The 25,947-nt window shown below is 36.3% G+C and carries 24 protein-coding genes and 1 other annotated feature; of the genes, 6 read left to right on the plus strand and 18 right to left on the minus strand.

The annotated features are described in order from the left end of the window. Nucleotides 1–62 precede the first annotated feature (62 nt). From pepF to mecA, 4 genes are all read right to left on the minus strand, one after another. Complete coding sequence (pepF, locus tag DM800_RS12450; RefSeq protein WP_087984733.1) at nucleotides 63–1,889, minus strand: oligoendopeptidase F; 1,827 nt, start codon at nucleotides 1,887–1,889, stop codon at nucleotides 63–65. A 50-nt stretch (nucleotides 1,890–1,939) separates the two neighbouring features. After that, on the minus strand, nucleotides 1,940–3,184 hold the full coding sequence (locus DM800_RS12455; protein WP_147786916.1) for a competence protein CoiA: 1,245 nt from the start codon (nucleotides 3,182–3,184) through the stop codon (nucleotides 1,940–1,942). Between the two features lie 80 nt (nucleotides 3,185–3,264). Beyond that, the gene (locus DM800_RS12460) at nucleotides 3,265–4,809 is read right to left on the minus strand and encodes a cardiolipin synthase (RefSeq protein WP_000799209.1); all 1,545 of its coding nucleotides are present in this window, start codon (nucleotides 4,807–4,809) and stop codon (nucleotides 3,265–3,267) included. Between the two features lie 72 nt (nucleotides 4,810–4,881). Then, entirely contained in the window at nucleotides 4,882–5,565 is a 684-nt protein-coding gene (mecA, locus tag DM800_RS12465) for an adaptor protein MecA (RefSeq protein WP_000350711.1), read from the minus strand. Nucleotides 5,566–5,907: 342 nt separating this feature from the next. On the opposite strand from mecA, the gene DM800_RS12470 reads away from it, so the two are divergent. Next, nucleotides 5,908–6,582: a TerC family protein gene (locus DM800_RS12470; RefSeq protein ID WP_060489329.1), complete on the plus strand. Its 675-nt coding sequence runs from the start codon at nucleotides 5,908–5,910 to the stop codon at nucleotides 6,580–6,582. 49 nt (nucleotides 6,583–6,631) lie between these two features. On the opposite strand, the gene spx is transcribed toward DM800_RS12470, so the two are convergent. Then, nucleotides 6,632–7,027, minus strand: a complete 396-nt coding sequence (spx, locus tag DM800_RS12475; RefSeq protein WP_000258267.1) for a transcriptional regulator Spx — start codon at nucleotides 7,025–7,027, stop codon at nucleotides 6,632–6,634. Between the two features lie 594 nt (nucleotides 7,028–7,621). Between spx and DM800_RS12480 the strand changes: the two genes are divergently transcribed. Further along, a complete protein-coding gene (locus DM800_RS12480; RefSeq protein WP_000559978.1) occupies nucleotides 7,622–7,825 on the plus strand; it encodes a hypothetical protein in 204 nt (67 codons plus the stop codon). Between the two features lie 30 nt (nucleotides 7,826–7,855). Here DM800_RS12480 and DM800_RS12485 read toward each other — a convergent pair whose 3' ends face one another. Beyond that, nucleotides 7,856–9,502 (minus strand): peptide ABC transporter substrate-binding protein, encoded by a 1,647-nt coding sequence (locus DM800_RS12485; RefSeq protein ID WP_088062468.1) that lies wholly within the window; start codon nucleotides 9,500–9,502, stop codon nucleotides 7,856–7,858. A 352-nt stretch (nucleotides 9,503–9,854) separates the two neighbouring features. Here DM800_RS12485 and DM800_RS12490 point away from each other — a divergent pair, with 352 nt between their 5' ends. Continuing rightward, nucleotides 9,855–11,300 carry an MATE family efflux transporter gene (locus tag DM800_RS12490; protein WP_147786917.1) on the plus strand — a complete coding sequence of 482 codons (1,446 nt, stop codon included), beginning with the start codon at nucleotides 9,855–9,857 and terminating at the stop codon, nucleotides 11,298–11,300. 144 nt (nucleotides 11,301–11,444) lie between these two features. On the opposite strand, the gene DM800_RS12495 is transcribed toward DM800_RS12490, so the two are convergent. The 5 genes from DM800_RS12495 to DM800_RS12515 form a co-directional block, all read right to left on the minus strand. Beyond that, nucleotides 11,445–12,380 (minus strand): ABC transporter ATP-binding protein, encoded by a 936-nt coding sequence (locus DM800_RS12495; RefSeq protein WP_000166340.1) that lies wholly within the window; start codon nucleotides 12,378–12,380, stop codon nucleotides 11,445–11,447. Beyond that, nucleotides 12,373–13,416: an ABC transporter ATP-binding protein gene (locus tag DM800_RS12500; protein ID WP_000854346.1), complete on the minus strand. Its 1,044-nt coding sequence runs from the start codon at nucleotides 13,414–13,416 to the stop codon at nucleotides 12,373–12,375. Before DM800_RS12500 ends, DM800_RS12495 begins: the two co-directional genes overlap by 8 nt. An 18-nt stretch (nucleotides 13,417–13,434) precedes the next feature. Further along, nucleotides 13,435–14,451 carry an oligopeptide ABC transporter permease gene (gene opp3C, locus DM800_RS12505; protein WP_000974096.1) on the minus strand — a complete coding sequence of 339 codons (1,017 nt, stop codon included), beginning with the start codon at nucleotides 14,449–14,451 and terminating at the stop codon, nucleotides 13,435–13,437. Continuing rightward, on the minus strand, nucleotides 14,448–15,377 hold the full coding sequence (gene opp3b / locus DM800_RS12510; RefSeq protein ID WP_000534165.1) for an oligopeptide ABC transporter permease: 930 nt from the start codon (nucleotides 15,375–15,377) through the stop codon (nucleotides 14,448–14,450). Before opp3b ends, opp3C begins: the two co-directional genes overlap by 4 nt. 127 nt (nucleotides 15,378–15,504) lie before the next feature. Then, on the minus strand, nucleotides 15,505–17,136 hold the full coding sequence (locus tag DM800_RS12515; RefSeq protein ID WP_147786918.1) for a peptide ABC transporter substrate-binding protein: 1,632 nt from the start codon (nucleotides 17,134–17,136) through the stop codon (nucleotides 15,505–15,507). Nucleotides 17,137–17,455: 319 nt separating this feature from the next. On the opposite strand from DM800_RS12515, the gene DM800_RS12525 reads away from it, so the two are divergent. Together DM800_RS12525 and trpS are read left to right on the plus strand one after the other, a co-directional pair. Then, the gene (locus tag DM800_RS12525) at nucleotides 17,456–17,836 is read left to right on the plus strand and encodes a DUF3899 domain-containing protein (protein WP_147786919.1); all 381 of its coding nucleotides are present in this window, start codon (nucleotides 17,456–17,458) and stop codon (nucleotides 17,834–17,836) included. 105 nt (nucleotides 17,837–17,941) lie between these two features. Beyond that, nucleotides 17,942–18,158 (plus strand) — a binding site (T-box leader). Nucleotides 18,159–18,232: 74 nt separating this feature from the next. Then, on the plus strand, nucleotides 18,233–19,222 hold the full coding sequence (trpS, locus tag DM800_RS12530; protein ID WP_000110998.1) for a tryptophan--tRNA ligase: 990 nt from the start codon (nucleotides 18,233–18,235) through the stop codon (nucleotides 19,220–19,222). Nucleotides 19,223–19,501: 279 nt separating this feature from the next. On the opposite strand, the gene DM800_RS12535 is transcribed toward trpS, so the two are convergent. The 7 genes from DM800_RS12535 to DM800_RS12565 all read right to left on the minus strand — a co-directional run bounded on the left by DM800_RS12535 (nucleotide 19,502) and on the right by DM800_RS12565 (nucleotide 25,587). Beyond that, complete coding sequence (locus DM800_RS12535) at nucleotides 19,502–20,248, minus strand: YjbA family protein (RefSeq protein ID WP_000966116.1); 747 nt, start codon at nucleotides 20,246–20,248, stop codon at nucleotides 19,502–19,504. Nucleotides 20,249–20,391: 143 nt separating this feature from the next. Continuing rightward, nucleotides 20,392–21,180, minus strand: coding sequence for a DUF2268 domain-containing putative Zn-dependent protease (locus tag DM800_RS12540; RefSeq protein ID WP_097906727.1), 789 nt, complete (start codon nucleotides 21,178–21,180; stop codon nucleotides 20,392–20,394). 106 nt (nucleotides 21,181–21,286) lie between these two features. Next, nucleotides 21,287–22,525, minus strand: a complete 1,239-nt coding sequence (gene fabF, locus DM800_RS12545; RefSeq protein ID WP_000412643.1) for a beta-ketoacyl-ACP synthase II — start codon at nucleotides 22,523–22,525, stop codon at nucleotides 21,287–21,289. 31 nt (nucleotides 22,526–22,556) lie between these two features. Next, entirely contained in the window at nucleotides 22,557–23,489 is a 933-nt protein-coding gene (gene fabH, locus DM800_RS12550; protein ID WP_001100551.1) for a beta-ketoacyl-ACP synthase III, read from the minus strand. Between the two features lie 231 nt (nucleotides 23,490–23,720). Next, nucleotides 23,721–23,897 carry a ComZ family protein gene (locus DM800_RS12555; protein ID WP_001003337.1) on the minus strand — a complete coding sequence of 59 codons (177 nt, stop codon included), beginning with the start codon at nucleotides 23,895–23,897 and terminating at the stop codon, nucleotides 23,721–23,723. Nucleotides 23,898–23,950: 53 nt separating this feature from the next. Then, nucleotides 23,951–24,823 carry an NAD-dependent epimerase/dehydratase family protein gene (locus DM800_RS12560; protein ID WP_147786920.1) on the minus strand — a complete coding sequence of 291 codons (873 nt, stop codon included), beginning with the start codon at nucleotides 24,821–24,823 and terminating at the stop codon, nucleotides 23,951–23,953. Between the two features lie 29 nt (nucleotides 24,824–24,852). Beyond that, nucleotides 24,853–25,587, minus strand: a complete 735-nt coding sequence (locus DM800_RS12565) for a lipase family protein (protein ID WP_048545174.1) — start codon at nucleotides 25,585–25,587, stop codon at nucleotides 24,853–24,855. A gap of 156 nt (nucleotides 25,588–25,743) precedes the next feature. Here DM800_RS12565 and DM800_RS12570 point away from each other — a divergent pair, with 156 nt between their 5' ends. Next, a complete protein-coding gene (locus DM800_RS12570; RefSeq protein WP_147786921.1) occupies nucleotides 25,744–25,926 on the plus strand; it encodes a YjzD family protein in 183 nt (60 codons plus the stop codon). Nucleotides 25,927–25,947 lie beyond the last annotated feature (21 nt).

Here is a 25,947-nt window from a genome sequence, read left to right on the forward strand (position 1 = left end):
GACAAATATCGACAAAAAATATTAAAAACAAAAAAGACGAGGTAAATTCCTCGTCTTTACAATTACTTCTCTTCAAATAATAATGCTTCTAATTCATTTAATTTCTCTTCAAATACTTGTAGCGCTTCTTTTACCGGTTCTGGAGATGCCATATCTACTCCAGCTTTTTTCAGCACTTCAATTGGATAATCTGAGCTTCCTGCTTTTAAGAACTCATTAATGTAACGTTCTACTGCTGGTTGCCCCTCTTCTAAAATTTGTTTAGATAAAGCCGTTGCTGCACTAAATCCTGTTGCGTATTGGTATACGTAATAGTTGTAGTAGAAGTGCGGAATACGCGACCACTCTAAACCAATTTCTTCATCGATTACTAAAGCATCACCGAAATATTTCTTATTTAAATCATAGTAGATCTTCGTTAACATGTCTGGCGTAACCGCATGTCCTTCTTGTACTTTCTTATGAATAATATGCTCAAACTCTGCGAACATCGTTTGACGGAATACAGTACCACGGAATCCTTCTAAATAATGATTTAATAAGTATAGACGCTCTTTCTTATCTTCTGTCGTTTTTAATAAATAATCGTTTAAAAGTGCTTCATTACAAGTTGATGCTACTTCCGCAACGAAGATTGAATAATCACCGTATACGTGCGGCTGCGTCTTTCTTGTATAGTAACTATGCACGGAATGACCGAACTCATGAGCAAGTGTATATAAATTATTTACATTATCATGCCAGTTCATTAAAATATACGGATTTGTTCCATATGCACCAGATGAATATGCTCCGCTTCGCTTTCCTTTATTCTCATACACATCTACCCAGCGATTTTCATATGCTTCTTTTAAAATGTCAACATACTCATCACCAAGTACGTTTAAAGACTTTAATAACATGTCTTGTGCTTCTTCATACTTCACGTTCATTTTCACTTCTGGTACAAGTGGTGTATATAAATCATACATATGAAGCTCATCAAGTCCTAGTGCACGCTTACGAATATCAATGTAACGATGTAGCAAGTGTAAATTATCATTTACAGATTCAACAAGTTGATCATACACCGCTTCAGGAATATTATTATTACTTAATGCCGCTTGACGTGCAGAATCGTATTTACGAACACGCGCATTGAAATTATTACGTTTCACAGCTCCGCTTAACGTGCTTGCAAATGTGTTCTTATATTTCCCGTACGTTTCATATACAGCTTTGAATGCATCTTCGCGCACACGACGATCATCACTTTCTAAAAACTGAATGTAACGACCATGTGTAATTTCCACTTCTTCTCCATCCTCACCTTTAATAGATGGGAATTTCAAATCCGCATTATTCAACATACCAAATGTATTACTTGACGCACTCATTACTTCAGATGCTTCTGCTAATAGAGCCTCTTCCGCTTCAGATAATACGTGCGGGCGTTGACGTGTAATTTCTTCTAATGCATGTTCATATACACTTAAGTCTCTATTTTCTGTCAAGAATGTTTGCAGTGTATCTTCTGAAATCGATAAAATCTCAGGCACAATATATGCTGTGCTACTAGATACTTGTGAATATAAATTTGTTGCGCGGTCATTTAATGCTTGATACACAGAGTTTGTTGTATCTTGATCGTAACGCATATGCGCATATGTATATAGCTTACCTAATCGCATTGAAATTTCGTCTTCATATTGCAATGCTTCAAGTAAATTGTTCGCAGAGTCACCAAGTTTCCCTTTAAATTCAGTTAACTTCGGTAATAGCTCTTTAATGGCTTGGAATTCTTTTTCCCATTCTGCATCTGTTTGGAAAATATCTTCTAGTCGCCACGTACTTGATTCTTCAATCTCTTTGCGATCTGGTAATGTTTTTGCTGTGTTTTGTTCAGACATCCTTTAAGCCCTCCTTTAAATATCTCTACTTACATACAATTCGATTTTTCTTATGTAATTCCTTCACGATCAGTCTTTATTATATCCCCTTTTCCTTCTCTCATGTTGTACTTTGCCTCAAATAAAGATAAGGCATACGTTAAGCAAATTTCATCATATTTTATAACTTCCTCCTCTGTTTTTAACATAACTACTTCTCTTTTTTTCCGGTACTTATAAGTCCCTACTTTCTGCAATACACCTACATAACATAAAAATGTTATGTATTCAGCAACTGCTACTTTCCATATATGCCGTGAAAAGTACGGGAGCATGCGCCTTTTCGTATACGTTTTCACATAACTACATACATATTGAAGGGAAATACATTCCCCTACCGTAAGCTCACCTATACATTTTATATATAGAAAAGCTTGCCATATAAATGGATTTGTTTGAAAAGCAAATGAGGACGGGAGTGGCACACCGATTTCAGAAGGAAAATTTGCTGGGGTACATTTACATTGATATAAAAGGCGTAATAGTGACTTATGATTGTAATTCCAAATCGGCAGAGCATTTTGCCGAAAATAGCTCTTTCGCTTTTTCCATTCCTCACCTAATATTTCTTTTCGGAAAGAGACGGGAGAAAAGAGCATTTCAAAAGTAGTCGTTTCAGTTGGTAAATAGATAATATGTGAGAAAGAGACGCTTGTAGAAAATGAAGTGAGAAACGCGCATTTCATAAATGATTTTTGTTTCGAACAGAAGAAAATAAGAAATGGCTGAGGATAAGATTGTAAGGAGAAAGCCATAAGTGAGGAGAATTTCATCCAATATGCTGATTGCCTTTTCAATTGATTTCCACCAATGATCCAAATGACCTGTATACCCGCTCGCCAATACGAATAGGTTCGTTTGTACAGCTGCTCTATAGAGAGATTGGCGCATTGGTATTCAATCGCAATTGTTCTCCCTGCTCTCTCTATGAAAATATCTGGTCGTTGCTGAATTTCTGGAAGATAGTGCTCTATATACACAGGAAAGTTTTGACGTTTGAACCACCTATATAACAATTCTTTACCGTGCATATGATACATAGATTCTGCTTCATAAAAGGCAAGACACGCGTCCATTTTCTTATGAGCAAAATGCCAACTTTTTTGTTTCCCTAATTTCATTTGCACTTCCTTCCCGCAAGCTATGCAAAAGAAGCTTTCCTTTTTACGCATACGATGTAAAAGCTCTTCATCATGATGATAGAGTAGATGGATTTTTTCTCCGTTTTCTCTTTTGGCGATAAACATCGGAATCACACCCTTTCAGCTCCTTATATTCTACAATTTATTACAAATTCCTTTTAAAAAAGAGATGTCCCAATTTCGGACATCTCTTTTTATAATAAAGGTGATAATAATCGATACGTCGATTCAACAATTCGTCTATGAAGACGCCTTTTATGAAAACGATCGACATGAATTTCACTTGATTCTTCTATATCCTCTTTATAATCTTGAACAAGTTTTCGAATGCTGTCTGTATCATATAAAAAGGCATTTACTTCAAAGTTCAAATGAAAACTTCTCATATCCATATTAGCAGTCCCAATTGAAGCTAAATCAGAATCGACAATGACAACTTTACTATGAAGAAAGCCTTTTTCGTATTCATATATCTTTACCCCTGCATCTAAAAGCTCTGGGAAGTACGATCTCGATGCGTAAAAGACGGTGCGCTTATCAGGCTTACTCGGCATTAACAAACGGACATCAATACCAGCAAGTGCAGCTACCTTTAATGCGGATAAAATATCATCATCTGGAATGAAATACGGCGTCGCAATCCAAATTGATTTCCGTGCAGATGAAATCATGGCAAAGTATAAATGTTTAATTGTTTCCCATTTATTATCTGGTCCACCTGCAACGAGCTGTACGCCTCCCCAATGATCACCCTCAACTGCTTTCGCTTGTAAATATTCAGGGGCCAACACAGCCTCACCAGTCATATAAAACCAATCTTGAAGGAAAATAAGTTGCAAGCTTTGAACAGCTTCACCACGCAAATATAAATGCGTGTCTCGCCAAAAACCGAAATATTTATCCTTCCCTAAATATTCATCACCAATATTTAATCCACCGACAAATCCTTCATTTCCATCAATAATAACGATTTTCCGGTGGTTTCGATAATTAATCTTATCGTTTAAAATCGGAAAGCGCACAGGGAAAAACGGAATCATTTCTACTCCTGCATCATTCAATTCTTCAATATATGAATTCGATAATCTAAAACTTCCAACCGCATCATATAAAAAACGAACGACAACACCTTCTTTTGATTTCTGTATTAAAATATCTTTAATTTCTGTTCCAAGCTTATCATCACGCACAATGTAATATTCCATATGAATGTGGTGTTTCGCTCGTTTTAATCCATCTAAAATAGCCTGAAACGTTTCATCTCCATTTGTTAATGTTCTCGTTTCAGTTTGAAATGAAATATTTAAAGCGCCTAAGCGGTCCGCTAAACGAAATAACAGCTCTTGGTGCTTATGATTGCGCAAAATCCGTTCTTCGTAATCTTCATGCCCTTTATATTGTAAAAATGCTTGTTCATCGAGCAACGCCTTCTTTTGGAACATTCTCTTCCTCCGAAAGTTCTGTCCAAATAATAAATAAGCGAAGAATCCAAATACCGGAAAAATGCCTAACACAATGAGCCATGTAAGTGTTTTAGACGGATGACGGTTCTCTAAGAAAATAACGCAGCCAATTAAAAATGCAGATACCGTAAATAAAATACTAATAATACCTAAAATCGAAACATCTTTTATACCAATTACATCCGAATAAAATGCTACATCAATAAACATACGTAACGAAACAAATAACGCGAACAATAGTAAAACAAAGAAAATCAACTTTAACGTATTTTTCATCTCTTACCTCCTTACTAAGAAAGCTTTCCTATTCTTCATATAAAAAGCCGATTTCATACTACAGAAATCGGCCTACGTTTTAGCAGGAAAATTATTGCGAATTGTTTCAAGCGCATGCTCTTTCACAATTTGTTTCCCATACTCACTTACACGATGAATTGTTAAAGTTGATTCTTCTCCGTATTCTAAAACAATACTTAAAATACGATCAATTTCTTCTTCATCATGTAGCACTTCATCGAATTCCACATATACATAATAGCGGTTCTCAAATGAATACAGCTCATCTTTTATATCTTCAAAGATAAGACGGTGGCTTAATGAAATGACATCTTCAAAATCATTAAATTTAATTAAAAATCCAAACGTACCATCTTCGTTAAAGTTTGTTCCTGCTTGTTCCTCTACCTCTTCCACTAATTCTTGCTGGAATAATGATTCAATGCCTTCATCTAGAGGAATGTCTATAATTTTATCTACACCTATTGGTAGTTCTAGCTTTTGTCCATCCTTTGAAAGCTCTGCTTTCGTTACAAGTACTTCAATCCCTTTATCGACTGCTTGCACTTGAATCCATAACGGTCCATCAATAAAGAAATCATCATGATCACGAGCTTCGTCCATCATCTCCCAAAAGAGCTCTTCACTTCGTTCGCGGTCATACCAAATTTCTTCACGATTAAACCCTCTATCCTCTATATCAATGTACGTAATAAAAAATTTCATCGTATGGTCATTAATTCTTTCAATATCCAAAATACAACTCTCCCTTCCTGCTTAGAATTGTTATGAAGGGATTCCCCACTCATATGACAAATCAATAGATTCTTGTACTCTCATTTTATGATAAGATTCTCCAGAATGGAAATAAAATCGATTTATTTTACAAAAATAGTTATATGCCTATCTTTATTCGACCATCTACACAAATATATCATTATAGCGATTTCTCACTCATGAAAAATTTGGACATACATTTCCACCCTCCCCCGTACACTGTAATAAAGTGAAACTTTTATTAGAGAAGGTGATTTAGTCTCTCTCTTCACCACATACATACAGTTCGCTTATTAAAACATTATAAATGGAGGCAGACGAATGGACTTAGAGTTTTTAACATCTGTACTAATGATTGTCGGTATCGATGTTGTATTAGGTGGTGACAACGCAATCGTCATCGCACTAGCTAGCCGAAATTTACCTGAATCGAAACGAAATAAAGCCATTTTGATTGGTACTCTTTTAGCAATCGTTCTAAGAATTATCCTTACTATACTAGCTGTCTATTTACTCGACATTCCATTTCTACAACTTATCGGGGGCGTTTTACTTACATTAATTGCAGTAAATTTACTAACTGATAATAGCAACGATCTTTCTGCTATTCAGGGGAAAACAACTTTATTTCAAGCTGTGCGTACAATTGTATTCGCAGATCTCGTTATGGGGTTTGACAACGTTATTGCCATTGCAGGTGCAGCTCACGGAAGATTTTTACTCGTAATAATCGGCTTACTCATTTCTATCCCGATTATTATTTGGGGCAGCAAACTTATTTTAATACTTATGGAACGCTTTCCATTCCTCATTTATTGCGGAGCAGCGATTCTCGCCTATACAGCAGGAAAAATGGTTACACATGAAGACAGGCTTGCAACGTTCTTTCATAATAATCCAAATTTCACCACAAACATGCCTTTCTTATTCATTTTCACTGTTCTATGCATCGGTATTATCGTGCAACAAGTTCGATTACGAAATGTGAAACATTAAAAAAAACCTTCTACTATATAATAGGTAGAAGGTTTTCATATTATTATAATTAATTTACAAGACGCTGTGCTTCACGTAATTGAAACGTTCTTACTGTACGTGGTAAGAAACGGCGGATTTCGTCTTCATTGTAACCTACTTGAAGGCGCTTCTCGTCAATCATAATTGGACGACGTAAAATCCCTGGATAGTCACGAATCATCTTATATAAATCTTGAAGTGGTAAAGACTCTAAGTTTACATTTAATTCTTGGAAAACTTTCGAACGAGTAGAAATAATCTCATCCGTTCCGCTTTCTGTCATACGTAAAATCTCTTTAATTTCCTCAATCGTTAATGGATCTGAGAAAATATTACGTTCTGTATAAGGAATATGATTTTCCTCTAGCCATAATTTCGCCTTTCTACAAGACGTACAGCTTGGAGAACTATATAATGTTACCATACAAAGCTCACTCTCCTTAAAGAGTACAAATTCTGTACTAATTACAGTTTAAATTTCTAAATTCAGCAATTTTTTACGATACCTTGTCTTATAACAAAGTGCAAAAAATCTCATTTCATGTAAGCAACAACTTTGAGCAAACAACAATTACTTTTAATAAGTAACTTCTATAATCATTATACAATAGATTTTGCAAGAAATATACAGTAAATTTCCTTCTAATTGAGAAAACTCTTCCGTGTATTCCACTGCTATGTAACATGATCACACTCACTTCAGCTGTAATTTAACAATAACCTTCAACCCTCTTAATACTGGCTTGTCATAGATTTTTCATGTGATATACAGTTATTTCCCCATAATCTTCTCTATGAAAAAGAGAACGTTTTCTTACCTTTTCTTCATAAATCAATTAAGAAATGTAAGACTATACAAGTGAGAATCCAAAGGAACATTTGTTCTCATTTTAACAAACATCCTCATCCATGTCTATACGATTTCTAAAATAAATCAATAATTTTTCTGACATTTCTTTCTTTTTTATCTTTTATCTCATACAATAAACATACAGACAGGCAAAGGGGGAATTTGCAAATGATTGCTTTTTTTATTGATTTTGTCACTGTTGCTGCCCTCATCATCGGAATCACAGCATTGATTGGTGTCATTACAAATAGCATTGGTGAAAAACTCTTTGGCGGTAAAGAAAAGATGAAGTTTGTTAATAAAAGTTTGGATGTACAATCCGGCTGGAACCAAGTTGGCGGGAAAGGTATTTATAAGAAACGTACGTATTAAAAAAAAAGCAGGCAATCACCTGCTTTTTTCTTATTTCTCTACTGACGCCCATTTAAAGCTTAAATCACCGCCATATTTATGGTTGTACATATTTTTAATTGATTCTCTTTGTATATATGCTCTACCACGTTGATATACTGGAACAATCGCAGCGTCATCAAGTAACATTTTCTCTGCTTCTAGTAAGTTTTTCCAACGGGCATTTACATCACTTCCATCTTTCTTCGCTTTCATGATAATTTCATCATATTTCGGATTAGAGTATTTCATTTTATTTTGCGATCCGTCCGTCACAAACATATCAAGGTATGTAACTGGATCTGGGAAGTCTGCACTCCATCCAGAGAATGACATGACAAAATCGCCTGCATCTTCTAGTTTTAGTTTTTGCGCAAATGGTTGTTGTTTAATTTTCACTGTTAAACCTGGTAAATTCTTTTCTAACTCACCTTTTAAATATTCACCTGTTTTCTTCGATAATTCAACATCTTCATTTAATAGCTCTAATTCAATTTCATTTTTACCAAGCTCTTTTTTACCAGCTTCCCAATATTTCTTCGCTTCTTTCACGTTTGGTTTTACAATATCTCCATTTACAGCACGGAAGTCTTTTTTATCCGGCCCTTTAATGAAATTATCAGGAATTAATCCTGTCGCTGGCTTAGAACCGTTATTTAATAATGTATCAACGAACGGTTTACGTTCAAAAGCAAGTGAAATTGCTTTACGAATATTTTTATTTGCTAACGCTGGATCTTTTTGATTTAAACGAAGGAAGAATACAGATGTATCTTCTACTGTTTGGAAATCTGGTTTTCCTTTATATTTATCGATGAACTCCGCTAATAACGTCGCTCGATCGACTGCGTTTGTTTCATATAAATTAATTGGTGTAGACGTATCTTTAACAATATTAAAGTTTACTTCCTCAATCTTCACTTCTTTATTGTCCCAATATGACGCGCTCTTTGTCATTTTAAAGCTACGTTCATGTTGCCAATCACTTAATGTAAATGGTCCGTTATAAAGTGTTGTATTCGCTTCCAAACCAAACTTCGTACCTTGTTCTTTTACAAACTTTTCATTCACAGGATAGAAGATTGGATATACCATTAAATCTACAAGGTATGGAATTGAATTGTCTAATTCCACTTCTAATGTATGATCATCAATCGCTTTTACACCTAATTGATCCGGACTCATCTCTTTTTTATTAATTTTCTCTGCATTTTTTATATCATACATAATGTACGCTGATTTCGCAGCTGTATCTGGGTTAATTGCTCTTTGCCATGCGTATACGAAATCTTTCGCCGTCACAGGCTCACCATTTGACCATTTTGCGTCTTCACGTAATTTAAATGTATATTTTTTACCGTCTTCTGACTTTTGGAATTCCTTCGCTACACCAGGAACTAGCTTATCATCTTTTCCTAAACTGTATAAGCCTTCCATCGTATTAGTCATTACTCTTGAAGAAACCGCATCAGCTGATAACGCTGGATCCATCGTTGGAATTTCTTGCGTTTCAATTAGATTAATAACTTGCTTCGCACCGCTTTTCCCGCTATCCCCTTTTGCGTTCGCTTGCGGTTCATCTTTTTGGTAGCTACATGCCCCTAACATCATGCTCATCGCTACTGTTGATACTACAAAAACTGGCATCTTTTTTTTCATACTTCCACCCTCCACAAAAATGTTAGCCCTTTCATTTTCAAACAAAAAGAAATATATATATGTTCTAACAATTCATATTATACACACAAATATATTTTTTGTATATTTATATTTCTATTTTATTAAAATTTTCTGTTAAAAAATAAACCTTTGTAAACGTTTCATATTGCTGATTATCCTTACTAAAGTGTTGAAAATGAATGTTTTTATATTTTTCTAAATTATCAGAGAAAAATAATTTTTATATCCCATAATACTTTGTGCATAATTATCCTTCTCTTTTTATCATAAAATAGCGCTCCCTTCATAATAAAGATATGTAGGTTAAAATGAGTGCAAAGGATAAGAAAGTATGTTACGATACACCTTGCTAAAAATAGATATCGGTAAAGAGGGGACGGACATGGCAGCAATTCAGGCAAAAAACGGGCCGACAGAGAAATTAAGTTTATTCTTATTAACATGGCCTATTTTTCTAGAAGTTTTTCTATTTATGTTAATGGGGATCGCTGATACTTTCATGTTAAGTGCATTATCAGACGATGCTGTATCTGGGGTTGGTGCAGCGAATCAATATCTCCATATCGCTATTTTGGTACTAGAAGTCATCGGGAACGGCGCAGCTATCGTCGTATCTCAATACCTCGGTTCCAAACGTTTTATGGAAGCATCTAAAATATCAGCTTTAGCCGTCACATTAAATTTAGTGGTCGGACTCATTATAAGCGCTGGTTTTCTTTTATTTTCAAAACATATGATGATGGCAATGAACTTACAAGGCGATGTACTCATGTATGCGCAAAACTATTTATCCATCGTCGGAGGCGCTATTTTCCTTCAAGCTATTATTAATTCATTAGCCGCAATTATCCGCGTACACGGCTTCACAAAGCAAGCGATGTTTATTTCACTTGGAATGAATATTATTCATATCGCTGGAAACTACGTACTCATTTTCGGGAAATTTGGTTTCCCAGAACTCGGTGTACAAGGGGCTGCCATTTCTTCTGCTGTCAGCCGACTTATCGCACTTATCGTTTTCTTCTGGTTACTGTACCGCGTTATGGAATACCGTGTGAAATTACAATATTACTTCACCTTATCAAAGGAATACATCGGAAAAATTTTAAAAATCGGGATTCCATCTGCATTTGAGCAGGTTATGTATCAAGCTTGCCAAATTGTCTTCTTATACTATGCAACATTCTTAGGAACGGAATCATTAGCGGCTAGACAATACGCTACGAACATTTCTATGTTCACTTATTTATTCGCAATTGCGATCGGTATGGGAACAGCCATTATTATCGGACGCCTCGTTGGCGGTGGTGAAAAAGATGAAGCGTATGAACGCGTATGGAAAAGTGTAAAATGGGCAATTGGCGTCACTTTATGTATGGTCGCTCTCGTCGTTACATTCCGTACACAATTAATGGGACTATTTACAGATAATCCGCACATTATTACGTTAGGTGCGTCAGTTCTTTTACTAAGTGTGCTACTTGAAACGGGACGTACGATGAATATCGTCATTATCAATTCACTTCGCGCAGCTGGTGATGCAAAGTACCCAGTTTTGATCGGAGCATTCTCTATGGTGTTAATGAGTTTACCACTCGGTTACTTTTTCGCCTTCCATTTAGATATGGGGCTCGTTGGTATTTGGTTAGCGATTGCTATTGATGAATGGACACGTGCCATTATTATGTTCTTCCGCTGGAAAAGTAGGGCGTGGGAACGTTATGCACTCGTTAAACCTGAAGAACAAGAGGAAATTGTTTCTGTTCAAGCACAGTAACACTCGTTTAATTAAGGTGTAGTCATTCGTAAAGGAAACTTATATCTGCGATTCTTTAAATATATCGACTTACCGAGAAATGTTGACAAATCTATTATATAGTAGAAAAAAGCCAATCTTCTTAACGGAAGATTGGCTTTTTTATTATTGATAAATCTCTTTATATTTCTTATACTCTGCTTCAGAACATAATACGAAATGTCCTGGGCGAATTTCACGCATTGTTGGTGCTTCACTAGCATAATCATGCTGAGATGGATCGTATACGATACGTTTACGATTGCGCTCATAATCTGGATCTGGAAGCGGAATTGCTGATAATAGTGATTTCGTATATGGATGAATTGGATTCGCATATAACTCTTCACTTGTTGTTAGCTCAACGATTTGACCACGGTACATTACGCCGATGCGATCACTAATGTATTTTACCATCGATAAATCATGGGCAATGAATAAGTATGTTAAACCTTTTTCCTTTTGTAACTTTTTCAGTAAGTTTACAACTTGCGCCTGGATTGATACGTCAAGTGCTGAGATTGGCTCATCGGCAATGATAAATTCAGGCTCTACAGCAAGTGCGCGAGCGATACCGATACGTTGACGTTGTCCACCTGAGAATTCATGCGGGAAACGGTTTGCGTGCTCTTTATTTAAACCAACTGTGATTAATAATTCATGAACACGATCCATACGCTCTTTTTTGCCTTTTGCTAGTCCGTGAATATCAATACCTTCTGCAATAATATCCCCTACTGTCATACGAGGGTTTAATGATGCATATGGATCTTGGAAAATCATTTGCATTTTACGGTTGAATTTCTTCAGCTCTGCACGTGATTTTTTACCATGTACATTTTCACCATCGAACAACACTTCACCAGCAGTTGCATCATATAAACGAATAATCGTTCTTCCAGTTGTCGATTTACCACAACCTGATTCTCCTACAAGACCAAATGTTTCTCCGCGGTAAATATCAAATGAAATATCATTAACCGCTTTGACAACACCACCACTCACGTCGAAGTGCTGTTTTACATTTTTTACTTCAATTAATTTCTCACGTTGTTTAGTCATGTTGTTCACCTGCTTTCATTTGAAGAATGCGTTTTTCAACGACTGCCGGTGGTTTTACTTCTGGAGCTTGCTCGTGAAGTAACCAAGTTGCCGCATAGTGTGTATCACTTACTTTAAATAAAGGTGGGTCCATTTCAAAATCAATTTTCAATGCCTGTGGATTACGTGGTGCAAAAGCATCTCCCTTTGGCGGCTTTAATAAATCTGGAGGCGTTCCAGGGATTGCGTATAACTCTTCTTCTGAACCATCTAAACTTGGCATAGATGCGATTAAGCCCCAAGTGTATGGATGTTTTGGATTGTAGAAAATTTCATCAACCGTTCCAATTTCAACAACTTTACCTGCGTACATAACTGCTACGCGGTCCGCAACGTTTGCCACTACACCTAAGTCATGTGTAATGAAAATGATTGCCGCTTCTGTTTTTTGCTGAATGTCCTTCATAAGCTCTAAAATTTGCGCCTGAATTGTAACGTCTAGCGCTGTTGTCGGCTCATCGGCAATTAATAATTTCGGGTTACAAGCTAACGCCATCGCAATAACTACACGCTGTCTCATACCACCTGAGAATTGGTGAGGATATTGTTTTAAACGCGCTTCTGGATTCGGAATACCTACAAGGTCGATTAATTCTAACGCAACTTTACGTGCGTCTGCTTTACTCATCCCTTGGTGTTTAATAAGACCTTCCATAATTTGATTCCCAATTGTCATCGTTGGATTTAATGATGTCATTGGATCTTGGAAAATCATCGCGATATCTTTCCCGCGCACTTGCTGCATTTCTTTTTCTGTCAGTTTCGTTAAGTCACGACCTTCAAATACGATTTCACCGTTTTTAATACGCCCTGGAGGATTCGGAATTAATCCCATTAACGCTTTAGAAGTAACTGATTTACCAGAACCAGATTCTCCTACAATCGCTAATGTTTCTCCTTTTTTTAAATCAAAAGTAACACCGCGTACAGCTTGTACTTCACCTGCATGTGTATCAAAGGAGACTTGCAAATCTTTTACCTCTAGCAATGTTTTCATTTTTACTTCTCCCCTCTTTTACTTACGCATTTTTGGATCTAACGCGTCGCGTAATCCGTCTGCCATTAAGTTGAATGCTAAGATTAACATACTGATGACAACCGCTGGGATGAACATCATATGTGGATACGTTTGAATTGATTTATAACCGTCATTTACAAGAGAACCAAGTGATGCGAATGGTGGCTGAATACCTAAACCGATGAAGCTTAAGAACGCCTCACCAAACACTGCTGTTGGAATTGTAAACATTGTCATTACGATAATTGGTCCCATTACGTTCGGGATTAAGTGTTTTACAATTAATTGTGTATTTGTTGCACCTAATGTACGAGATGCTAATACATATTCTTGATTTTTTAATTTCAGGATTTGTCCACGAACGATACGTGACATCCCTATCCAACCTGTAATCGCCATTGCTAGTGTAATTGACCATATACCAGATCCCATAATGATTACCATTAAAATAACGATGATTAAGTATGGAATACCGTTAATAATCTCCATAACACGTTGCATAATATTATCTACTCTACCGCCATAGAACGCTGAAATACCTCCATAAGCAACCCCAATTACTAAGTCAATCGCCGCTGCTAAAAGAGCGATATATAATGATACACGCGTACCTTCCCATGTTCTTGTCCATAAATCGCGGCCAAGATCATCTGTACCAAACCAGAAATACTCTTTAATATCACGTTTTTCATATTGGTCAACACCATATTGATCCGTACCGTCAAATGGTAGCCAATGAACATTTTCAATAACAGGAATTTTCGGTGGTAATTTCGCACGACCTAAGTCTTGCTCTTTATACGAATGCTTACTTACCATCGGTCCTAAGATTGCTAGTAATATAATAAGCGCTAATAAAACAAAACCGAACATTGCTCCTTTATGTTGGAACAAACGTCTTCTTACATCTTGCCAAAACGTTAAGCTTGGACGGGCAATGACTTCATTATCAACATTATTTTGATTGGCTTGTTGAAATAAATCTGGAGATAATTTTTGTACATCTTTCATCATTTTTTCCCTCCCGCTAAACGAATACGAGGATCAATAATTCCGTATAAAATATCGACAATGAAAATAACTAAGATGAAAATCGCACTATAGAAAATTGTAGTTCCCATAATAACTGTATAGTCATTCACTGTAATAGATTTAACGAACTGTTCCCCTAGTCCTGGTACAGCATAAATTTGCTCAATAACTAATGTCCCTGTAATTAAACCTGCAACCATTGGTCCTAAAATTGTTACTACTGGAATTAACGCGTTACGAAGTGCGTGTTTAATAATGATAACGCCTTGGCTAATTCCTTTCGCTTTCGCTGTTAAAATGTAATCAGCTTGCATAACTTCAATTAACTCTGCACGAGCAAAACGTGCGATTGTTGCGATAACTGCCATCGATAAAGCGATTGTAGGCATTACGGTAAACTCCGGTCCTTTCCAGAATGCTACTGGGAACCACCCAAGTTTTACCCCTACGAAATATTGTAGTAATGCGGCGAATACGAACGATGGTACCGACATCCCGAGTACGGAAATAATTGTCGCCCCATAATCGACCCACGTATTGTTACGAAGTGCCGCAACGATTCCTAAAATTAAACCGATAAATGTTCCTAATATAATCGCTTGTAAACCAAGTTGTGCTGATGGTCCAATGCGATCCACAATCATATCTGTTACTGGACGGTTATCATATTGGAATGATACCCCTAAATCACCTTTTGCCAAGTTACCTAAGTAACGTGCATATTGAACTGGTACTGGATCATTTAAGCCATATTTTTCAAGAATGATTTCTTTTTGTGCCGGTGATAGTTTCTCCTGGTTTTTAAGCGGAGAACCCGGAAGTAATTTCATCAAAAAGAAAGTCAGTGTAGTAATTAAAAATAATGTCAAAGCCATGTACACGAAACGTTTTAATACATAACGTCCCATAGTCAAGCACCTCCCCGTTTTTCTCAAAAGCAATAAGATAGTTTAAAATATTCTTACTTTTATTTTTTTAAAATAAGAGCATACGCCCATCATAGGCATATACCCTTATTCATGATGGAAACCATTTTTAGTTTTTTAGTTCAACCCACTTATAGCTAAATTCTCCGCCATATTTATGTTCTAATAGGCCAGTAATTGAGCCACGTTGTAAATAAGCTTTTCCAGGTTGGTATACTGGAGCAATCGCTGCATCTTCAAGCAATTGTTTTTCTGCTTGTAATAATGCATCCCAGCGAGCTTGTACATCAACTTCTGTTTTTGCTTTTTTAATTAAATCATCATACGCTGCATTTGCATAATTTACTTTGTTTTGCGCATTACCTGTCGTATACATTTCAAGGAATGACATTGGATCCATATAATCTGGACTCCATCCCGCATATGACATTGCGTAATCTCCACTTGCTTCAAGTTTTAATTTTTGTGCAAATGGCTGCATTTTTGTTGAAACTGTTAAACCTGGTAAGTTCTTTTCAAATTGGCCTTTTAAATACTCTCCGATTTTTTTAGCATCATCAGTATCAAAGTTTAATAGCTCTAACTCTACTTTGTCTACACCAAGTTCTTTTTTACCAGCTTCCCAGTATTTTTGAGCTTCTTTAATATCCTCTTTTATAAGCTTTCCGTTTTCTTCACGGAAGTCTTTTCCATTCGGACCTTTTGCTAAGCCTTTCGGAACAAAACCATATATCCCCTCTGAACCATCGTTTAAGATAACTTTCCCGATATTTTCACGCTCAAAGGACATTGCAATTGCTTTTCGGATATTTTTATTTGCTAAAAATTTATTCTTTTCATTTAAGCGAATAAATTGTGTAGATGGTCTCTTAATCGTTTTAAAGTCAGCATCTGATTTGTATTTGTCTACAAACTCTGATGTTAAGACTACACGATCAATTGCTTTCGTTTCATATAAATTTATAGCAGTTGAACGATCCTTAACAATATTGAAGTTTATTTCCTCAAGTTTTACTTCTTTATTTTCCCAATACGTTGGATTTTTCTTAAGTTGGAAACTTTGTTCATGCTTCCATTCATTTAATACGAATGGACCATTATAAAGTGTCGTATTGGATTCTAATCCAAATTTTGCTCCTTGTTCTGTTACAAACTTCTCATTCAAAGGATACAATGTTGGATAGACTGTTAAACTTACAAAATAAGGAACAGGGTTATCTAATTCCACTTCAAGTGTATGATCATCAATTGCCTTTACACCAAGTTCTTCAACTGGTAATTCTTTTTTGTTAACTTTCTCCGCATTTTTAATATCAAATAGTATGTAAGCAAACTTGGCACCCGTGTTTGAATCTACAGCTCTTCGCCAAGAATAAACGAAGTCTTTCGCTGTTACAGGTTCACCATTAGACCATTTCGCATCTTCACGTAACTTAAATACATACTTTTTGCCATCTTCTGATTTCTCATAAGATTTAGCGACACCTGGAACAAGCTCATCGTCTTTCCCCAGACGATATAATCCTTCCATTGTGTTATTCATGATGTTAGAAGATGCTGCATCTGTTGATAACGTCGTATCCATAGTTGGGATTTCAGCTGTCTCGGTTAGATTTAACACTTGCTTGTTTGAGGATTTTTCTTTTGCGCCTGCTTTATTATCCTCTTTTTGGTAACTACAAGCTCCTAACATACTGACAGTCAACGTCGATGCAAGTAATAACGGTATCTTTTTCTTCATGTTGTGTTGCCTCCCCTAATTGCACTTCCTGTACCCTCACTTGTAAAAAAGTAGAATTGAAAGAATAATCTCCAAGTTTCTACAATTTTCATTATACATATAATATAACAATTGTGAATATAGTTTTTTGTTTTTTTGTTAAAATTTTTAATAAAATGTTTATTTTTTTATTTTTTTGTAAAGGGATACGTTAACATTGCTATCATCATCTTAAAATCAGACCTTTAATTGCGTATAATTTTCAAAAAATTAATTCTAGTACATATTATAGCTTTTATAGTATAATAATTCTAGTAATATTTTGACGGAGGGGAACATTTTGAATAAAGTTTTTTTTCATACTTGTATACTAATTTTCATAGCGATAATCGCTTCTAGTATTGGCGCATTCCTCGTTTCATCGCAATTTTTGTTGAATTTTGTCAATATATCGTTTTATGTCGCACTATTTTTTATTCTTATAGGCGGTTTTTTATTCATATTTCAAAATGGATTTTTTAACGTAACAATTTACGCCTTCCAAAGAGTATTTGGTACGAACAAAAAAATTGAGTCTTTAATTGAAGAAATAGAGGAACCTGTCGATAAGAAAGAACGTATTTATAAAACATATTCATTCAAATGGACGTATCCAATTTGTATTACCGGTATCGTTCTTGGGTTGTTCTCGACCCTCATTAGCTTTACTATTTTGATGTAGTTTGCAAACACTATCCCATATGATATAATAATCAGCAAAACATTTTGTTATAAAACTTTAGTTCTTTCATATTAAAAGAGCTTAGGTAACAATAAATAAATTTATATGTATGCGATGATAAAGAAGAGTACATATTGAGGCAATTTCAGAGAGCTTGTGGCTGGTGTGAACAAGTAATTGCGCAGTATGGAATGGGCTTTTGAGCACCAAACCGAACCGAAAGTAGTAGGCTTTGGCGTTATATCCAAACGTTATTATGGATTAGAGAGATTTCACAGTAGTGAAATAATTAGGGTGGTACCGCGGTCCATTCGTCCCTATAGTTTTTGGGATGAATGGGCTTTTTTGTTTGCCTTCTCTTCCCCATCACGCATTCAAATTTAGGAGGAATTACTTATGTCAGTTATCTTTTCTGGTATTCAGCCGAGTGGAACGATTACACTTGGAAACTATTTAGGAGCTATGAAGCAATTTACAGAGCTTCAAAATGAACACGACTGTTATTTCTGTATTGTAAACCAACATGCGATTACAGTACCTCAAGATCCCGTACAACTTCGTAAAAACATTCGCAGTCTTGCTGCACTTTATGTAGCATGCGGCATCGATCCTGAAAAAGCTACTTTATTTGTACAATCAGAAGTACCAGCACACGCTCAACTAGGATGGATTATGCAATCAGTTGCTTACGTTGGAGAATTAGAGCGTATGACGCAATATAAAGATAAATCTTCTGGTAGAGATTCAGTTCCAGCTGGATTACTAACGTATCCACCATTAATGGCTGCTGATATTTTACTTTACAACACTGAAATCGTACCTGTTGGTGATGATCAAAAACAACATATGGAATTAACACGCGACCTAGCAGAGCGTTTCAACAAACGCTTCCGTGAAGTGTTCACTGTTCCTGAAATTCGTATTCCAAAAGTAGGAGCTCGCGTTATGTCATTAACAGAACCTACGAAAAAAATGAGTAAATCTGATCCGAATCCAAAAGCAATGATCAGTATGCTTGATGAACCAAAAACAATTGAAAAGAAAATTAAAAGTGCTGTAACTGATTCTGAAGGTATCGTGAAATTTGATAAAGAAAACAAACCTGGAATCTCTAACTTATTAACAATCTACTCTTCATTCTCTGGAAAAACAGTTGAAGAAATAGAAGCAATGTACGAAGGAAAAGGATACGGAGACTTCAAAGGCGACCTAGCAGCAGTAGTCGTAGAAGCAATTCGTCCAATCCAAGACAAATATAACGAACTAATCAACTCACCAGAACTAGACGAAATTCTAGACAAAGGTGCAGAAAAAGCAAACCGCGTTGCATTCAAACAACTACGCAAAGTAGAAAACGCAATGGGACTAAGCAGAAAACGTAGGTAACATATAAAGCGGAGGCGACTGTTTAGCCCTGACGGCTAAGGTTCTTTCCCACAGAAGGTGCTTTTTACCTTCTCGTGGGGAAGGTTCTTAGACGCGAAGGGCTAGGAGCCGGAGCTAGATTTCTATAAAAGCGGAGGCGACTGTTTAGCCCTGACGGCTAAGGTTCTTTCCCACAGAAGGTGCTTTTTACCTTCTCGTGGGGAAGGTTCTTAGACGCGAAGAGCTAGGAGCCGGAGCTAAGTTACAACAAATTAAAAAAACCGCCAATTGGCGGTTTTTTTAATTTACCTTTTGCTCGTTTTCCATTTCCCATAACTTTTCAAAAAATGGCTGTCCTTTTACGAGACGCTCGCATAATTGTTCGTGCTTCTCAGACCAGCCTGTTTTCGCTTCATCATACAGTTTAGCCCAAATATCTTCAAATTCCATATGTTGAACCATTCCGTATGCTGATGGATCCCACTCTGTGAACCAATAGCGAATTTCTGCTGTGTTTTTCGTTGTATGTAATTGATCTAACGCCATAAATAATAATTGTTTAAGCTGTCTTTCTTTACGAGTTAAGCCATTCATAATGAAAGGTGATGGTGATAAAATATGATGTTCTTTTTCCATTTCTTCTACTTGGAACTCATACTTTTCTGCTTGTACGTTTTCTACCATCTCATATACCATCTGCTCTTGGCGCGGTATAAGTCTGCTTTTTCGAATTGGTACATTGTAACCAATTGTGTCAATCGCAATAATTCCTTTTCCATCTGTAACAACAAAGCAATACTCTTGCTGCAAACGTTCATGATTTTTACGAATATATGCCTTATGATGTACGTCTTCCAACAATTTTTGCGGAAGCTCTAACAATTCGTCCTCGATGTAATGATATAATGTGGCATCTACTTTTAATAATGGCACTTGATCTAATAGCTCAATCGTATCATCTTTCCGCCATTCGTAAAAATGACAAACGTTATACCCATTCTCTTCACCTTCAAACCAATTTACCCATACATCATGTAGATATAACATTCACTACCCCTCACTTCACTACTGTTTGTATCAATCATTATGTTCAATTTTTCTTAACTTTATTCCACCTAAGGAAATATATTCTAATTATTATTTTTTCTTCTATTAATACTAAAAAAAACAGGAAATAGAGCTCCTGTTTTTTATATATGAAATGTATTTGCTTTATTCAATATTTCTTTTGCATCTATAGATAATAAAGAAAGTGTATCTTCTCCTTCCAATGTTACACAATCTTTGACAATATGAAATCCAAGCGCATAGCCCAGCATCTTTGGATAAGAGTGAAATCCATTTAATAAGATGTCGTGCTCCCTTGTTCCTCGTTTTATACTTATTCTTTCATGTACAACATTTTTCCAATAATAAATAGCCTCTTCTTTTGAAAGATACATCGTCCACGGTGCATTGTTTTTTTCTGAATATCTTTCCGTTACCGCTTGCTCAGCTAGCCCTTCCATAATCATCGTATCAAGTAATGTATATTCTGTTTCTTTTGTCTCAATTTGATGTAACCTGCATATGTGATGATATTCATGCGCCAATAACACCTTTAATTCTTCCACCGAATTCCGTCCACATACGAATAAGAAAATAACGTGACGCATAGATAATCCCGCCCTACCGTTATACTCTTCTTGTACAGTTCGATTATAGGAATCTGATAATAAAATAAAGACAGGGACATCTGGACCTTGTAACCAGGTTTTCAGTTTCTCATACTCCGTACGTAACTCTTTCCAAACTTCCTTTTCCTCTAACTCTTTTACTTCTTGTTCTCCTCGTATAACTGGGCGGTACATACCTTTAGAAATTAAAAAGCGATACAACCTTTCTTTTGGCAGCGGGATATACTTCGTAAACTTTTCACACAGCTTTTCTGGCCGTCCATAATATAGATGTAACCACTCAGCAGTTTCAACAATCCCCATCTTTATCCCTCCTTTTTCTTATGTATATGCAAAAGGAGAAAAAGGCGTAAAAATAAATAAGGAGTTTTTTCGCAATATAGTGCGAAAAAACTCCTTATCTCATCTATTATTTATACGATTTAAATACTAATACTGCGTTATGACCACCGAATCCTAGTGAGTTACTTAATACTGCATTTACTTCTTGTTGTCTCGCTTTATTCGGTACGTAATCTAAGTCACATTCCGGATCTGGTGTTTCATAGTTAATTGTTGGAGGGATTACTCCGTCTGTAATTGATTTAATTGAGAAGATCGCTTCAACAGCACCAGCTGCTCCTAATAAGTGACCTGTCATTGATTTCGTTGAGCTAATTGCTACTTTGTACGCATGCTCACCGAACGTTTCTTTAATTGCCATCGTTTCATACTTTTCATTCGCATCCGTACTTGTACCGTGCGCATTAATGTAATCAATATCTTCTGGCTGTAGACCTGCATCTGCTAAAGCTTGACGCATTGCACGCACGCCGCCTTCACCGCCAGGAGCCGGCATTGTAATATGGAATGCATCACCAGTTGCACCGTAACCAGCGATTTCCGCATAAATGTGAGCACCACGAGCTAATGCGTGCTCTAATTCTTCGAGAATTAAAATACCTGAACCTTCACCCATTACGAAACCACTACGGTTTTTATCAAATGGACGGCAAGCTGTTGCTGGATCTTCATTAAATGTTAATGCTTTCGCTGAACTAAATCCTGCAAATGCCATACTTGTTAACGGCGCTTCTGCTCCGCCTGTTATCATTGCATCAGCATCACCGCGTTGAATTGCTTTAAATGCATCACCAATTGAGTTTGCACCAGATGCACAAGCCGTTACAGAACAAGTGTTAATTCCTTTTGCTCCTGTTGCGATCGATACTTGACCTGCTGCCATATCTGGGATCATCATTGGTACGAAAAATGGGCTCACGCGGCGCGGACCTTTCTCAGTAAAAATCTTAAATTGTTCTTCGTATGTTTCCATACCGCCAATACCAGAACCAATCCATACACCAATTCGAGGTCCGTTTTCTTCTGTAATTTCAAGCTTTGCATCTGCAACTGCCATTTTCGCTGCTGCTACTGCATATTGTGTAAAGCGATCCATACGGCGCGCTTCTTTTTTATCAATATATTTCTCGACTTCAAAGTCGTTAATTTCTGCTGCTACTTTTGCTGGAAACAGTTCCGGATCAATTCTTGTAAGTCGTCCGATTCCAGATACACCCTTTTTAATGTTTTCCCACGCTGTTTCAACATCTGTTCCGATCGGTGTAACAGCTCCTAGTCCTGTAATTACGACCCTCTTTTTCTCCATACAAAATACACTCCTTTTTTTCTCTCAGTCCTTATTTACCCCAACGAAGAGCAACTGCTCCCCATGTTAATCCGCCGCCGAAACCAACAAGTATAATTAAATCACCATCTTGAATACGTCCATTTTGCAATTCCTCTACCATTGCAATTGGAATTGAAGAAGCTGATGTATTACCAAACTTTTCAATTGTCATACTCATTTTTTCTTGTGGTAAATTTAATCTCTCTCTTGCAGATTCCATAATACGAATATTCGCTTGATGTGGTACTAAAAAATCCACATCCTCTTTCGTAAGTCCCGCTTTTTCTAACACGCGAAGACAGGAATCACCAAGTTGGCGAACAGCAAATTTAAAGACTTCTCTGCCGTTCATCATAACATACTCGTCTTGATAAAGATGCTTACCGCCGCTTCCGTCTGCTCCTAATTCGAAAGATAGAACGCCTCTTCCTTCTGAAACCGCCCCCATTACGATAGCACCGGCTCCGTCTCCAAATAGTACTGCTGTATTTCGATCATTCCAGTCTACAATTTTAGATAGTTTATCACTACCAACTACTAATACATTTTTATAAGTTCCCGTTTGAATAAATTGTTGCGCTGTAATCATTCCGTACATAAAACCAGCACACGCTGCACTTAAATCCATTGCGGCTGCGTGTTTTGCGCCAATGGCTTCTTGAATGACACAAGCTACTGCTGGGAATGCTCGATCTGGTGTTACTGTTGCCACTAAAATCAGGTCGATATCCTCTCCGCTAATCCCGGCATCTTCAAGTGCTTTTTTAGAAGCCTCTACCGCCATATATGAAGTATCTATTGTATCATCGGCAATGCGTCTTTCTGCAATTCCCGTTCTCGTACGAATCCATTCATCAGATGTATCTACGATTTTCTCTAAATCGTGATTTGTGACTACTTTTTCTGGCACATATCTTCCGATCCCTAAAATGCCCACGTTCACATCGCAGCCCTCCGTTTTATATCAATTATTATGACTTGGTACTAATTTTAAAACATAAATGTATTTTTGTCTAGAATATATTTCAGCTAAAACATAAATCCAGCATTATTCACTTTATTGTTTATTAAAAGAAACAGAAACATACCTTTCCTGTTTCTTTTGAAATATAAAAAGGCCCGAACCGCTTCTATCCACAGTTCGAGCCTCTCTTCCCTTCCAAAAAAGAAGGTTTTATTCTTTATCTGCTTTCCCAAGCTCATATGCTTCGTTCATAACTTTCATCAATAACTCTAATACTGGTTGTGCTTTCTCCATATCAAGCGCAATTCCATTCGAATCTAAGATGGCCTTTGCTTCTGGTAAATGCTTCATTGCGATTTGTAAAAATTGCATGCTTTTCTCATTCATATTATGTTCTTCCTCTCCATTAAAACTTTCACATACATAGTGTAACACGCTCGCTATCCTTCGTATAACTCTTTATATTTTTTCATATGTGCCAATTGTTTATTTAAACCGTATTCTAACGGGGTATTTCTTTTTATCGAAATAACCTCGACAGCATCATTTCGTTCTTCCTCATTCTTTTTATTCACTTTATCCACTGCACGTAAAAGGCTCATACCTTTTTTCCATAATGACTTTTTACCACTAAGTAAATTGTATATGCCGAGATGCTCCTCGTTCATTCCATTTTCCCATAAGTATTCACATACATCTTCCACGTACAATAGATCACTTCCATTTTCCTCGCTCGCATAATGGCACTCTTTCTCATCCAGTTCTGATAAAATGAGCTGATGATACATCATAAAAGATGGTTGCCATGGCCCATATAATGTAGGAACTCGAAATACACTATATGGTGCCTCTCCTTTTTTCAATCCTTCTTCCACTTTCAAAAATAAACGTTTATTTTCAGATTCATCTGCGTTTCCTACTTCAATAGAAGAAATTAGATTTAACTTCACTTTCTGCTCTGCACACAGTCTTATAATCCGCTTTAAATACTGTAATATAACTCTTTCATTCCGAAAACCACTTTGTTGATTTGGCTCATACAAGCAAAAGTAAACCGTATCGAACTTCTCTCCTTCTACTGATCTCCATCCATCTTCATCTCTTATCGAATAATACGTAAATAACGCATTTCGTCCAATCAACAATAACTTCTCTTCATTAATTTTTTTCATATTCTCGAATTCATCAAAATCAAGACCGTACACTTCTACTTCTTCTGCAATCATTTTATTCACAAGGTGATAACCTACAAACGTAAGTGCACCTATAATTAGCACGCGCTCCATACCACCAACCCTTTCTCCTTGAAACAAATAGCTCCTCATTTATGTATATGGGAGCTTCACAATTCTTCTTCATATTTTTTAAAGAAATCAGTCGTTTGCCTAACCATTTTATATTTCACATCTTGCAGATGGAATAAGACAGAAGTATCGCATTGATTGAATTGCCTCATTTTCTCATATTTACGTAACAACTGTTTTCTTCCTCTTTTTTCTTGTGTTGATACGAAAACTTTAACAGGTACACAAGACGGAAGAAGCGTAAATGATTTCTTATTTATTTTGGATTCTAATTCTTCTTCTTTGGAATCATACGCCAAACTTAATTCCTTCACTAATCTTTTGTAAAAAAACTTATGCTCTTTTTCAAACTCCACATATTCTGGTAAATCTAAACATGGATTTAACATAATGACAGAGCGTATACATTCAGGGTATTTGTTCATCATTTCAAGTGCTACAAGTGCACCCATACCATCTGCCATAATGTGCATTTTCGCATTTAATGTCTCTTTTCTCAAAACAACGTCATATAAACGTTTTGCTAGACGAACAGATTGGTCGTTTCCCCAATGTCTTCCGTATAAATTAGAGGAAAAGACCGTGTAGCCTTCCTCAATAAGGCCATGTAAAAAATAAGATCTACCTGCATGCTGTGTCCATAAACTTGTACCATTCTCAATAAAGTAGTTATAATCACCGAGAAGCATAACAGAAAATCCATTTGGCTTCTCCGGTAAATAAATGACACATGGTTCTTTTTCTAAATAAAAAAAACGTTCCGTAATACTCATTTTTCCCCCGCCTTATTTTCTAAACGTATAAAAGTACTCTTCTATAATGTATGAACGGAATGCAAATTTGCGTTGAAAAATCTACAAATATTTTTCTATATTCTTTTTTCAATTGTGTTACAATAAGGACAGATTGAACGAATAGAGGTGTAAAATATGCGTTTCATTTGGGCATTAATTTGGTCGTTCGCGCTTGTACATATGATGAGCTACGTAATCGGCTCTATGACTGGCGGTACATACGATTTTAACCAAACGTCTATTTTCTCAGTTGTTCTTGCGGTATTAGTACTAGCAATTTCAGCTACAATTCCAAACGAGCCAGTAGAACAACACTAAAAAAAGAGTCCGGATTTTATC

This window comes from Bacillus sp. AY18-3 (assembly GCF_008042305.1).
Taxonomy (GTDB): domain Bacteria; phylum Bacillota; class Bacilli; order Bacillales; family Bacillaceae_G; genus Bacillus_A; species Bacillus_A wiedmannii.